Annotated in this window: 6 protein-coding genes; 1 reads left to right on the forward strand and 5 read right to left on the reverse strand. The window is 72.2% G+C overall.

What is annotated here, in order from left to right:
• From N4G70_RS25610 to N4G70_RS25620, 3 genes are all read right to left on the reverse strand, one after another.
• Positions 1-354, reverse strand: a 354-nt coding sequence (locus N4G70_RS25610) for an ATP-binding protein (protein ID WP_261715065.1), incomplete at its 3' end; no start/stop codon positions are given.
• Between the two features lie 182 nt (positions 355-536).
• Complete coding sequence (locus tag N4G70_RS25615) at positions 537-2,078, reverse strand: SDR family oxidoreductase (RefSeq protein WP_261715066.1); 1,542 nt, start codon at positions 2,076-2,078, stop codon at positions 537-539.
• A 154-nt stretch (positions 2,079-2,232) separates the two neighbouring features.
• A complete protein-coding gene (locus tag N4G70_RS25620) occupies positions 2,233-4,086 on the reverse strand; it encodes a transketolase (protein WP_261715067.1) in 1,854 nt (617 codons plus the stop codon).
• A 338-nt stretch (positions 4,087-4,424) separates the two neighbouring features.
• Here N4G70_RS25620 and N4G70_RS25625 point away from each other — a divergent pair, with 338 nt between their 5' ends.
• Positions 4,425-5,783, forward strand: a complete 1,359-nt coding sequence (locus tag N4G70_RS25625) for a deoxyribodipyrimidine photo-lyase (protein WP_261715068.1) — start codon at positions 4,425-4,427, stop codon at positions 5,781-5,783.
• Between the two features lie 300 nt (positions 5,784-6,083).
• On the opposite strand, the gene N4G70_RS25630 is transcribed toward N4G70_RS25625, so the two are convergent.
• Positions 6,084-8,597 carry a SpoIIE family protein phosphatase gene (locus tag N4G70_RS25630; protein WP_399036827.1) on the reverse strand — a complete coding sequence of 838 codons (2,514 nt, stop codon included), beginning with the start codon at positions 8,595-8,597 and terminating at the stop codon, positions 6,084-6,086.
• Positions 8,598-8,646: 49 nt separating this feature from the next.
• Positions 8,647-13,227: a HAMP domain-containing protein gene (locus N4G70_RS25635; protein ID WP_261715069.1), complete on the reverse strand. Its 4,581-nt coding sequence runs from the start codon at positions 13,225-13,227 to the stop codon at positions 8,647-8,649.
• Positions 13,228-13,449: the final 222 nt, after the last annotated feature.

The raw sequence follows: 13,449 nt of genomic DNA on the forward strand, positions 1-13,449 counted from the left end.
GCGCGGGAGGGCGACGCAGACGTTCTTGCCGCCGTCCATGCTGGGTGTAACGGCCACGCTGCGGGCGAGCTTGCGGACCAGGAGCCAGCCGAAGCCGCCCTCGTATCCGCGAAGGTCGGGCAGGCGCTCGCGCGGTGGTTCGGGGCTCGGGTCCCGGACGCTGATGTGCAGCGAGCGGCGGTCGGCGGCCAGGTGCAGCGCCGTGGCGCCGCCCGCGTGCCGCACGGCGTTGGTGACGAGTTCGGAGACGACGAGGAGCACGTTCTCGGCGCTTTCCCGCGACGGCAGGGGCGCCAGTGCGGAGAGAAAGGTACGGGCCTCGTCGCGGGCCTGGGCCGGCGTGGCCGGTCCCATGGTCCGTTCAACGGTGCCCGGTGAAGCGCCGGTGCTGGCAGGCGGGCGCGCCATGATCGAAACCCCCAGAGGATTTGCCCGTGGTTGGTTGTGGATGTACTGAAGCTTCTGCCCAGCTTCCCCAAGGCCGAACGTGTGCAAGGGCCACCGGACGTCCGGCCCGAAGCCGGTGGCGGGGCGGCTCAGGGGCCGGCGCCCGACACCTGCGACGCCCGTCCCGTCTCAGCCTCGGCGGCCTTCGCCATGTTGCGGGCCATCCCGCCGAAGACGATCGCGTGGAAGGGCGACACGCTCCACCAGTAGGCGTGGCCGAGCAGTCCCCGCGGATGGAAGACCGCCCGCTGCCGGTACCGGCTGCGTCCCGGTCCGGCGTCTTCGGTGGTCATCTCCAGCCAGGCGAGACCGGGCAGCCGCATCTCGGCCCGCAGGCGCAGCAGCCGGCCGGTCTCGATCTCCTCGACGCGCCAGAAGTCCAGCGAGTCCCCGGCGCGCAGCCGGTGTGCGTCGCGCCGGCCGCGCCGCAGTCCGACGCCGCCCACCAGCCGGTCGAGCCAGCCGCGCAGCGCCCAGGCCGCCGGGAGGGAGTACCAGCCGTGCTCGCCGCCGATGCCCTCCACCACCCGCCACAGGGCGTCGGCCGGAGCGTCGACGGCGCGCTCGCGCACATCGGTGTAGAGGCTGCCGCCCGCCCAGTCGGGGTCGGTGGGCAGCGGGTCGCTGGGGGCGCCGGGGACCGAGGCGTTGGACCAGCGCGTCATGACCTGGGCGTCACGGACCCGTCGCAGCGCGAGGGCGAGCGCCTCGTCAAAGCCGAGGGGGGCGCCCGGCCCGTCGGGCACGTATCGCGCGATGTCGTGTTCGCCGCAGACCACCTCGTGGCGCAGCGACTCCGCGAGGGGCCGCGCGATGGCGGCGGGTACCGGGGTGACCAGGCCGATCCAGTGACTGGAGAGTCTCGGGCTCAGCATGGGGACGGGCAGGATCAGCCGGTGCGGGAGGCCCGCCACCTTGGCGTACCGCTCCATCATGTCCCGGTACGTCATGATGTCGGGCCCGGCGATGTCGAAGGAGCGGTTCACGTCCTCGGGCATGCGGGCGCCGGCCACCAGGTAGCGCAGGACGTCGCGGATGGCGATGGGCTGGATGCGGGTGCCGACCCAGCTCGGGGTCACCATGACCGGCAGCCGCTCGGTCAGATAGCGCAGCATCTCGAACGAGGCCGAGCCCGATCCGATCACGACGGCGGCCCGCAGCACGGCCGCCGGGACCGGGCAGGCGAGGAAGATCTCGCCCACTTCGGCGCGCGAGCGCAGATGCGGCGACAGTTCCCGCACCGGTACGTCGGCGGGGGTGAGCCCCCCGAGGTAGACGATCCGGCGCACGCCGGTGTCCGCGGCCGTGTCGGCGAACAGGCGGGCGGCGTCCCGGTCGGTCTTCTCGAACCCGGACCCGGTGCCGAGCGCGTGCACCAGGTAGTACGCGACGTCGATGCCGCGCAACGCCCGCGCGACGGAATCCGGGTCGGTGACATCGCCGCGCAGCACCTCGACCCGGCCGGCCCACGGCTGGTCGCGCAGCTTCTCCGGGGAGCGCGCCAGGCAGCGCACCGTGTGGCCGGCGGCGAGGAGTTCGGGGACGAGCCGCCCGCCCACGTACCCGGTGGCGCCGGTCACCAGGCAGGTGAGCGGCGCTCCGCCGTGCTGTGTCTCGTCTCCTGAAGGCACCGGGACTCGCTCTCTGTAACGGGGGCGGCCCCGGGTGTGCCCCGCGCCGTACGCCGGGCCCGAGGGCACCGCTGTGGCGGGGCGTACGGCGGTGTCCCCGGTTCGAGGACGGCCGCGCGGCACCCCTGATGCCGATGATGCGCGGCCGTCCGCCTCAGCGCACCACGGCGCGTTCCACCAGGAGGCGTACCGCCGCGGCGATCGACTCGGCGTCGATGCCCGCCAGGTGGAGCTGTTCCTCGGGGCTCGCCGAGGCCGGCATGTTCCGCACCCCGAGCCTGACCAGGCGCGGCGCGGGGCGGCCGTCGGCGAAGGCCTCGGCCACCGCGTCCCCGATGCCGCCCTCGACGCGGTGGTCCTCGACGGTGACGAGGCATCCCGTCTCCTCGGCCGCGGTCCGCAGGGTGTCCGCGTCGACCGGCTTCACCGAGTACAGGTCGATGACGCGCACCGCGATGCCCTCCTGGCCGAGGAGTTCGCCCGCGCTCAGCGCCTCGTGGACCGTGACGCCCGCCGCCACGATCGTCACGCGGTCCTGGTCGGTGGAGCGCAGCACCTTGGAGCCGCCGGGACGGAACTCCTCCTCGGGGCCGTAGATGACCGGGGCGTCGCCCCGGCCGGTGCGCAGATAGCGCACTCCGCTCAACTCGGCCATGGCGGCGACCAGTTGGGCGGTCTGGTTGGCGTCGCACGGATAGAGGACGGTGCTGCCGTGCACGGACCGGAACATCGCCAGGTCCTCGAGGCCCATCTGCGAGGGGCCGTCCTGGCCGATGGAGACACCCGCGTGCGAGCCGACGAGGTTGATGTCGGCCCGGCTGACGGCGGCCATCCGCACGAAGTCGTGGGCGCGGGTCAGGAAGGCCGCGAACGACGAGGCGAAGGGCACGTAGCCCCGGGTCTGGAAGCCCACCGCGGCCGCGACGAGCTGCTGCTCGGCGATGTAGCACTCGAAGTACCGCTCGGGGTGGTCCTTGGCGAAGAACTCGGTCCGGGTGGAGTCCCCGACCTCGCCGTCGAGGGCCACCACGTCCTCGCGCGCCGAGCCGAGTGCGGCCAGCGCCTGCCCATAGGCGTCGCGCGTGGCCACCGAGCCCCCGAGCTCGAAGCGCGGGAGTTCCAGATGGCCGTTGTCGGCCTTGCGCCGGGACGGGGCGGTGGGCGGCGCGGTGACCTCGACGCGGACGAAGCGCGGGCCGCCGAGTTCCTCGATGGCGGCGTCCGCGTCCGGCAGCGGCTTGCCGTGCTGGCCCTCCTGGTCCTCGACCTGGGCCACGCCCCGGCCCTTGCGGGTGCGGGCGATGATGGCGGTGGGCTGTCCGAGCGTGGCCGTCGCCTCGGCGAACGCGGCGTCCACCGCCTCGACATCGTGTCCGTCGATCTCGATCGTGTGCCAGCCGAAGGCCTTGAGGCGGCGGGCGTATGCGTCGAGGTCCCAGCCGTGCCGGGTCGGGCCGCGCTGGCCGAGGCGGTTCACGTCGACGATCAGCGTCAGATTGTCGAGGTGTTCGTACGCCGCGTGCTCGGCGGCCTCCCACACCGAACCCTCGGCCATCTCGCTGTCGCCCGACAGCACCCACACCCGGAACGGGTCCTGTTCGAGCCGCTTGCCCGCGAGCGCCATGCCCACCCCGACGGGCAGGCCCTGCCCGAGCGAGCCCGTCGCCACGTCCACCCAAGGCAGTCGCGGGGTGGGGTGGCCTTCCAGGAGGCTGTCGCGGCGGCGGAAGGTCAGCAACTGCTCGTCGTCGACGACGCCCACCGCCCGGTACATCGCGTACAGCAGCGGGGAGGCGTGGCCCTTGGAGAAGATGAGCCGGTCGTTCCCGGGGTGGTCGGGCCGGTCGAAGTCGTAGCGCAGATGGCGGGCGAGCAGGACCGCCGCCAGATCGGCGGCGGACATCGAGGAGGTGGGGTGGCCCGAGTTCGCCGCGGCGGCCGCGCGCACCGCGTCCACCCTCAACTGCTGTCCCAGGTCGGCGAGTTCGCGTGCGGATTCGCGTCGCATGTCACTCCTTGCGTTCGACGGCCCGGCGGGCCGGTCGGTGCGGGCGGTCGGTGATGTCCGGGGCGAGGGCGGCCTCATGGCCCGGGCGCACCTCCTGGGTCCACCCGGATCGGCGGCCCTCCTGACGTCGGGTATCCCCGGGTCTCCGGGCCAAACGGTCACATACTGTCGTCAACCGGGAGCCTTCCCTGGGATCATCCGACCCTCGCCACGCCCGCGTCGGATCACCCGAGTGGTGGCCGCCGTCCGGGAGGATCGGTCCAGCCGGTGTCCTGCGCCCGTCGCGGGCCGTACGCCGCCCGTCCGACGCATCACGTACGCCTTGAGGAGCCGACCAAGTGACCGTGTCCGTAGTGCTGTTCACGTCAGATCTGCGGTTGCACGACAACCCGGTGCTGTCCGCCGCCGTGCGCGGCTCCGACGCGGTGGTGCCGCTGTTCGTGGACGACGACGGGGTGCGGGCGGCCGGATTCGACGCGCCCAACCGGCAGGCCTTCTTGGCCGACTGCCTCACCGATCTCGACAGCGGGCTGCGGGCGCGCGGCGGCCACCTGGTCGTCCGGAGCGGCGATGTCGTGGCCGAGGTGTGCGCCGTGGTGTCCGCGACCGGGGCACGGCAGGTGCACCTGGCGGGCGGCGTGAGCCAGTACGCGGCACGGCGCGAGGGACGGCTGCGGGCGGCGCTCGACGAGATCGGCTGTGCGCTGTCGGTCCATGACGCCGTGGTGACCGCGCTGGCGCCGGGGGCCGTCACCCCCGCGGACCGGGACCACTACACCGTCTTCACGCCGTATCTGCGGCGCTGGTCCGAAGCGGGCGTACGCGAGGTGGTGGCGGCGCCCCGGAAGATCGCGACGCCCGATGTCGCGCCCGGCACCCTGCCCCGGCGCGCCGATGTGGGCGGGGTGTCGCCGGGTCTGATGGCAGGCGGTGAGACGGAGGGCAGGAAACGCCTTCGGCAGTGGCTCTCCGGCGGCATCGCCGGATACGAGGAGGGCCACGACGATCTGGCGGGCGACGCCACCTCCCGCCTCTCGCCGTTCCTCCACTTCGGCGCCCTGTCCGCCGTGGAACTGATCCACGCGGCACGGCGCGAGGGCTCCCCGGGGGCGCAGGCGTTCGTACGGCAGCTCGCGTGGCGGGACTTCCACCACCAGGTGCTCGCGGCACGGCCCGCGTCGGCGCACCAGGACTACCGTCCGCGCGGCGACCGGTGGCGCGACGACGAGCGGGAGATCGCCGCGTGGCGCGCGGGCCGCACCGGCTATCCGCTGGTGGACGCGGCGATGCGGCAGCTCGCGCACGAGGGGTGGATGCACAACCGGGGCCGGATGCTGGTGGCCAGCTTCCTCACCAAGACGCTGTACGCCGACTGGCGGACCGGCGCCCGCCACTTCCTCGACCTCCTGGTCGACGGCGACCTCGCCAACAACCAGCTCAACTGGCAGTGGATGGCGGGGACCGGCACCGACACCCGCCCCAACCGGGTGCTCAACCCGGTGGTCCAGGGCAAGCGCTTCGATCCGCTCGGCACCTATGTGGGCCGCTGGGTGCCCGAACTCGCGGGCCTGGCGCGCGGGGTCGTCCACGAGCCGTGGAAGCTGAAGCCGGCGGAGCGGGCGGCCCTCGACTACCCCGAGCCGATCGTGGACCTCGCCGAGGGCCGGGCCCGTTTCGAGCGCGCCCGCGGGGTCTGACCGACGGCGCCGGGTGGCTCAGGTCACACGCATGGAGCGGCGGCGCCGGGGCACTCGAACGTCAAGCCCCCCTCAGGGCCCCACAGGGCCAGGCGTCCCCCCGACCTGGCCCGGGCTTGCGGCCCCGCCGTCCCTCCCCCCGGACGCGCGGGGCCGCTTCGTGTCCGCCCGCCGACGGCCGCCCGTACGCGGCCGCCGGGGCCGGCGAGCCGGGCCCGAGGCGCCGGACGGGAGGCTTTGGCCCGATGCGCTGGAGTTGCCGGAGCCGGACCCGCACGGACTGACGACCGCCCGGCCCGGCTAGCGCACGGTGACCCCGATGAGACAGGTGTCGTCGTCGGTGTCCGCGTTGGTGTAGCGCAGCAGATGGTCGAGCTGGTCCTCCAGATACCCCTCGCGCCCCAACTGGCGTGGTGTGCGGGCGACTTGGAGCAGGTTCTCCAGGGAGTCCTGCACCGACCGGTCCCGGCGCTCGATCAGCCCGTCCGTGTACATCAACAGGGTGTCGCCGGTCTCCAGCTTGGTGTGGCCCTCCTCGTACGTGGCCTGCCCGACGGCCCCCAGGAGGATGCCGCCGAGCTTGGGCAGCGTCGCCGCCTTGCCCCCGCGCATCAGGACGGGCGGCAGATGGCCGGCCCTGGCCCAGCGCAGTTCGCGCGAGCCCGGATCGTAGAGACCGCACACCGCGGTGGCCGTGACGTTGTCGGTGAGGTGGTGGGTGACGGTGTTGAGCCACGCCAGGAGCTGGGCGGGACCGGCTCCGGTGGTGGCGAGCCCGCGCAGCGCGTTGCGCAGCGCGACCATGCCGGTCGCCGCCTCGATGCCGTGTCCCGCCACGTCGCCCACGCACAGCAGCACCTGGCCCGAGGGAAGCGCCACGGCGTCGTACCAGTCGCCGCCGACGAGGTGGTCCTTCTCGGCGGGCCGGTAGCGCACGGCGACGCTGAGGTTGTGCAGGTCCACGGGCCCATGGCTGGGCGGCATGATCGCGTGCTGCAACTGGAGGGCCAGCCGGTTGCGTTCGGCCGTCTCCTGCTGGCTCTGGGCGAGCTGGTCCCGGGTGGCCGCGAGCGCGACCTCGGTCCAGTGCTGGGCAGAGACGTCCTGGTAGGCGCCGCGCACCGCGGTGACCCGGGCGTTGTCGTCCAGCACGGGCTCGGCGACCACCCGGATGTGCCGGGCCACGCTGTCGGCGCGCTGGAGCCGGAAGGCGGTGGAGGCGGGCCGCTGGTGGTGGAGCAGGGAGCGCAGGAACCGGCCGATGGAGTGGGCGTCGTCCGGGTGGACGTGCGCGGCCAGATGCTCCAGGGGGATCGGTTCGGCGGTGGGCAGCAGGCCGTGGAGCTCGAAGAGGGTCTCGTTCCAGGCGATGTCGCCGGTGAGGAAGTTCTCCTCGAACCCGCCGATCCGGCCCAGGCGTTGGGCGTGCTGCAACAGGCTGGCGACCTTCGGTGTGCCGTCGTCCAGACGCAGCACCACGACCACGTGGTTGCCCTGGCGGCTGATGCTGACCTGGGCCTGGGTGGTCAGCGAGATGGTGTCGACCACGGCCGCGAGCCGCATGCGCTCGGCGCGGAAGGGCTCGCCGGTGGCGAGGACGTGCTCCACCTTCTCGAAGAGTCCGCCGGGCTCGGCCGCGAGCGGGTACGCGTCGAGGAGCAGGGCGCCCGCGATCACGTTGCGGGGCCGGCCGGCGAAGTCGACGAAGCTCGAATTGACGTGCCGGATCAGGAAGTCGGCAGGGGTGTCCGCCGTGTCGAGGAGCGGCTGGAGCACCAGACAGGGGTCGTTGAGCCCGTCGGTGAGGTCGAGCAGTTCGGTGAGCCGGGGGTCGACGGGCTCCTTGGACCGGGAGTCGTCGGCGGCGGAGTGGCTCTCCAGGGCGATCGCGCACAGTTCGGCCAGCACCTGCACCTGGCGCTCGATGGACTGGGACTGCTCGGGGAGCCGGCCGGGCCAGCAGATTTCGAGTACGCCGATGATGCGGCCACCGGCGCCGGCCGGTACCGCGACCCGGCCGCCGCCCACCTCGCGCAGCCCGATCGAGGGCAGCGCCGCCTCGGCGAGCATGTCGTAACTCACGGTCGCACGTTCGTCGAGGGCGCGCCGGGCCGGGGTGGGTACGCCGGGCGGCACATGGCGCCAGCGGGCCGGCTCCTCCTCCGTGAACCCGGCGCTGCCGGCCAGGGACAGGGACTGGTCGGCGTGGGCGGCCCAGATGGCCACGGCGACCGCGCCCAGCGGCGCCAGGGCGTGCTGAAGGATGGACTGCGCCACGGACTGCGCGTCGCCGGCCGCGATGGCGCCCGCCTCGGCGCTGCGCAGGCGCAGGCCGACGGAGGCCCTGGCCGGCTGGACGGCGTCGGTGACGAAGTCCCGGGCCACGTCGGCGATCTTGTCCCGGGTCGCCTGGTTGACGAGGTCGGCGGCCAGTTCGAGCGTGGACATGCCGGACTGCTCGGCCAGGCTTTCCAGTTGGGCCGCGGCTTCGACGGGGCTGCAACTCAGACGCTCGACGAGGATGCCGCATGCCAGGTCGACCAGGGCGCGCCCGTCGGCCTCGGCCTGGGCGCGCTGGAGCTGCTCCTGCAAGCGGCGGACGCTGTCCGCGAGGCGGCCCACGGCGCCCGCGCCCTCGGCCGGATCGGCGCTCGTCGCCACGGTGGCACCCGTCGCCAGGTCGACAGCTGTCGCCGGGCCGGGCCCGTCCGCGGGGGCCGCGCCGGGCGCCGCCGTCTGGGCCGGCAGGGAACGGCCCGCCTTCAGAGGGCTGCCGCTCCCGTGCTCGTCCCCGGTGTGTTGGGGCTTGGACACAAGCGCTCCTTGGGAGGTGGACTGTCGTTGACGTGGTGGCCGGACGGGATCAGGCGTTCAACTGCCGCTTGATCCGTGCGACCAGCTCGTGCGCGTCCACGGGCTTGGTGACGTAGTCGCTCGCTCCGGAGGCCAGACTCTTCTCCCGGTCACCGATCATCGCCTTGGCGGTCACGGCGATGATCGGAAGGTCGACGTGTTCGGGCATGGCCCGGATGACCGCAGTGGCCGTGTACCCGTCCATCTCCGGCATCATCACATCCATCAGGATGAGATCGATCGCGGGGTGCGCGGCCAGGGTGTCGATGGCGATCTTGCCGTTCTCGGCCTGGAGGACCGTCACGCCGTGCAGTTCGAGGATGCCGGTGATGGCGTACAGGTTGCGGTCGTCGTCGTCCACGACCAGCACGGTGCGCCCGGCCAGCGAGGAGTCGACGTCGTGGCTCACCGCGACCGGCTCGTCGGCCCGGACCAGCGGCAGCACGTCCCCGGGCTGGTCGGCGCTCAGGTGCAGGGCGATGCGCTCGCGCAGTTCGTCGAGGCTGGAGATCAGCTCCAGCGGCTGGGAGGCGGCGCGCTTCTGGAGGATCTGCTCCTGCTCGGTGCCGAGCCGGCGGTTGTTGTGGGCCAGCACCGGCACCCCGCGCAGCGCGGCGTCCCGTCCCATCTCCTCCAGGAACCGCAGTGCCGCGTCGTCCGGCAGGTCCAGCTCCAGGACCACGCAGTGGCAGGGCATCTCGGCGAGCGCCGCCGCCGCTTCGTTCACGCCGACCGCCGCGGTGATCTCCACCGGGCCCCGCGGGTCCCCGAGGTCGGGGTGGGCGGCCAGATCGCCCACGGCGCTCTCCGCGACCAGCGAGAGCAGTCCGCGCGAGCGCTCCTCGACGACCAGCAGCCGCTTGGGCTGGACGATCTCCGGGGCCGGGGCGGCCGCGCCGTGCGGCTCGGGCTCGGCGGCCACCTCCTCCTGCGGCACGACGGCCGGAAGGGCCGGGCGCCCGGCGGGAGCGTTGAGGTCGGCGTAGTCGGGCCGGGCGACCGGCAGGTAGAAGGTGAAGGTGCTGCCCTGGCCGAGCACGCTCTCGGCGGTGATCGCGCCGCCGAGCAGGAAGGCGATCTCCCGGCTGATCGACAGGCCGAGGCCGGTGCCTCCGTACTTGCGGCTCGTCGTGCCGTCGGCCTGCTGGAAGGCGCCGAAGACGGTTTCCAGGTGCTGCGGCGCGATGCCGATACCGGTGTCCATCACATGGAAGGCGATCACCGGGCCGCCGCGCCGGGCGGCATCCGGGGCGAGGTGCTCGTCGAGCAGTTCGATCCGCAGCTCCACCCCGCCCTTCTCGGTGAACTTGACGGCGTTGGAGAGCAGGTTGCGCAGCACCTGGCGCAGCCGGTAGTCGTCGGTGAGCAGTTCGGCCGGCAGCGCCTCGGCGGCGCTCACGGTGAACGACAGGCTCTTCTGGCTGGTCACCGGGCGGAAGGTGGCCTCGATGTACTCGAGGAGCTTGCGCAGCGAGATCCGCTCGGGGCTGACGTCCATCTTGCCCGCCTCGACCTTGGACAGGTCGAGGATGTCGTTGATGAGCTGGAGCAGGTCGGAGCCGGCGGAGTGGATGATGCCGGCGTACTCGACCTGCTTGGGGGTGAGGTTGCGGCTCGGGTTCTGGGCGAGCAACTGGGCGAGGATGAGCAGGCTGTTGAGCGGGGTGCGCAGCTCGTGGCTCATGTTGGCCAGGAACTCGGACTTGTACTTGGAGGCGAGGGAGAGCTGGTGGGCCCGGTCCTCCAGCTCCTGGCGGGCCTGCTCGATCTCCAGGTTCTTGGTCTCGATGTCGCGGTTCTGCGCGACGAGCAGTTCGGCCTTCTCCTCCAACTCGGCGTTGGAGGACTGGAGTTCCTCCTGCCGGGCCTGCAACTCCTGGGAGCGGGTCTGGAGTTCGGCGGTCAGTCGCTGCGACTCGCCGAGCAGCTCGTCGGTACGCGCGTTGGCGATGATGGTGTTGACGTTGACACCGATGGCTTCCATGAGCTGTTCCAGGAAGTCGCGGTGGGTCGGCGTGAAGGCGTGCACGGTGGCGAGCTCGATGACACCGAGCACCTGCTCCTCGACCACGATGGGCAGCACCATCAGGCTGACCGGCTCGGTGCTGCCCAGGCCCGAGGAGACCGAGACGTAGTCGGCGGGCAGGTCGTCCACGGCGATGGTGCGCCTGCTGCGGGCCGCCTGGCCGACGAAGGACTGGCCGAGCTTGAAGCGGGCGCCGAGGGTGGCGTCCGGCCGGGCGTAGGAGCCGATGAGGTTGAGGTAGACCCCGTCCGGGGTCTCCTCGGCGAGGTAGAAGGCGCCGTACTGGGCGGAGACCAGGGGGCTGAGCTCGTCCATGATGAGTTCGGCGACGACCGCGAGGTCGCGGCGGCCCTGCATCAGGCCGGAGATCCGGGCCAGGTTGGACTTGAGCCAGTCCTGTTCCTCGTTGGCGCGGGTGGTCTCGCGCAGCGACTCCACCATGAAGTTGATGTTGTCCTTGAGGTCGGCGACCTCTCCGGAGGCGTCCACGGTGATCGACCGGGTGAGGTCGCCCTCGGCGACGGCGCCGGTGACCTCGGCGATGGCGCGGACCTGGCGGGTCAGGTTGCCGGCCAGTTCGTTGACGTTCTCGGTGAGCCGCTTCCAGGTGCCGGAGACGCCTTCGACCTCGGCCTGCCCGCCGAGCCGGCCCTCGCTGCCGACCTCGCGGGCGACTCGGGTGACTTCGGCGGCGAACGACGAGAGCTGGTCGACCATCGTGTTGATGGTGGTCTTGAGCTCCAGGATCTCGCCGCGCGCGTCCACGTCGATCTTGCGGGTCAGATCGCCCTGGGCGACGGCGGTGGTGACCTGCGCGATGTTGCGTACCTGACTGGTCAGGTTGTGCGCCATGAAGTTGACGTTGTCGGTGAGGTCCTTCCAGGTCCCCGCGACGTTCGGCACGCGGGCCTGGCCGCCGAGGGTGCCCTCGGTGCCGACCTCGCGGGCGACCCGGGTCACCTCGTCGGCGAACGCGGAGAGGGTGTCGACCATCGTGTTGATGACACCGGCGAGGGCGGCGACCTCGCCCTTGGCCTCGACGTTGATCTTCTGCGACAGGTCGCCCTTGGCGACCGCGGTGGCGACCTGGGCGATCGAGCGGACCTGCCCGGTCAGGTTGGACGCCATCACGTTGACGTTGTCGGTGAGGTCCTTCCAGGTGCCCGAGACGCCCCGGACCGTGGCCTGGCCGCCGAGGTTGCCCTCGGTGCCGACCTCGCGCGCCACGCGGGTCACCTCGTCGGCGAAGGCGCCGAGCTGGTCGACCATCGTGTTGATGGTCTCCTTCAGCTCCAGGATCTCGCCCCGCGCGTCCACCCGGATCTTCTGCGAGAGATCGCCCTTGGCGACCGCCGTCGTCACCTCGGCGATGGACCGGACCTGCGCGGTCAGGTTGTCGGCCATGACGTTGACCGACTCGGTCAGGTCCCGCCAGGTGCCGGACACGTCACGGACGTCGGCCTGCCCGCCGAGGCGGCCCTCGGTGCCGACCTCGCGGGCGACGCGGGTGACCTCCCCGGCGAACGACGAGAGCTGGTCGACCATCGTGTTGATGGTCTCCTTCAGCTCCAGGACCTCACCGCGGGCGGTGACCGTGATCTTCTGCGAGAGGTCGCCCTTGGCCACGGCGGTGGCCACCTGCGCGATGGAACGGACCTGTGCGGTGAGGTTGCCGGCCATGCCGTTCACGGAGTCCGTCAGGTCGCGCCACGTGCCCGAGACGCCCTTGACGTCGGCCTGGCCGCCGAGGATGCCCTCGGTGCCGACCTCGCGCGCCATACGGGTCACCTCGTCGGCGAACGCGGAGAGCTGGTCGACCATGGTGTTGACGGTGTTCTTCAGCTCCAGGATCTCGCCCCGGGCATCGACGGTGATCTTCTGCGAGAGATCACCCCGGGCGACCGCCGTCGTCACCTGGGCGATGTTGCGGACCTGGTCGGTGAGGTTGCCCGCCATGAAGTTGACCGAATCGGTCAGATCCCGCCAGGTGCCGCCCACGCCGGGCACCTGCGCCTGGCCGCCCAGGCGCCCCTCGCTGCCCACCTCGCGAGCGACGCGGGTCACCTCGTCGGCGAAGGCGGACAGCTGGTCCACCATGGTGTTGACGGTGTTCTTCAGCTCCAGGATCTCGCCGCGGGCGGCCACGTCGATCTTCTGCGAGAGGTCGCCCTGCGCGACCGCGGTGGCCACCTGGGCGATGTCGCGGACCTGGCTGGTGAGGTTGCCCGCCATCGCGTTGACGGAGTCGGTCAGGTCCTTCCACGTACCGGAGACACCCGGCACCTCGGCCTGCCCACCGAGCCGTCCGTCGGTGCCGACCTCACGGGCGACGCGGGTCACCTCGGAGGTGAACAGCGAAAGCTGGTCGACCATCCCGTTGAAGACGACGGCGATCTCACCGAGCAGGCCGTCCGCCTCGCCGGGCAGGCGCGTGCCGAAGTCGCCGTCGCGCACCGCGGTCAGACCCGCGAGCAGCTGACGCAGCTCCGATTCGCCGGCCTGAGCGGAACCGGATGTTCCCGCGGTCCGCTGCTGCGCAACAGTGGGTTTCGTCGAGCCAGCCATGGAACTTCGCCTCCGTCATACCCCAGGCCAACGGCCCACCATTCTCGCCCCATCGGCGCCTGCCACCTTCATGGACCCTCACGAGATCCACACGGCGGGTACACGCGCCGCCGAGGAGGTTATCCCACCGCTTCCCCCACCCGGGCCCCGCTGGGGCGCTGCCGTGACCAGGCACACTCTGGGCGATTGTCGGCCGGGCCCGCTAGGCTCATCAGCGTTCCG

The organism is Streptomyces sp. ASQP_92, from assembly GCF_025399895.1.
In the GTDB taxonomy this organism is placed as follows: Bacteria; Actinomycetota; Actinomycetes; order Streptomycetales; family Streptomycetaceae; genus Streptomyces.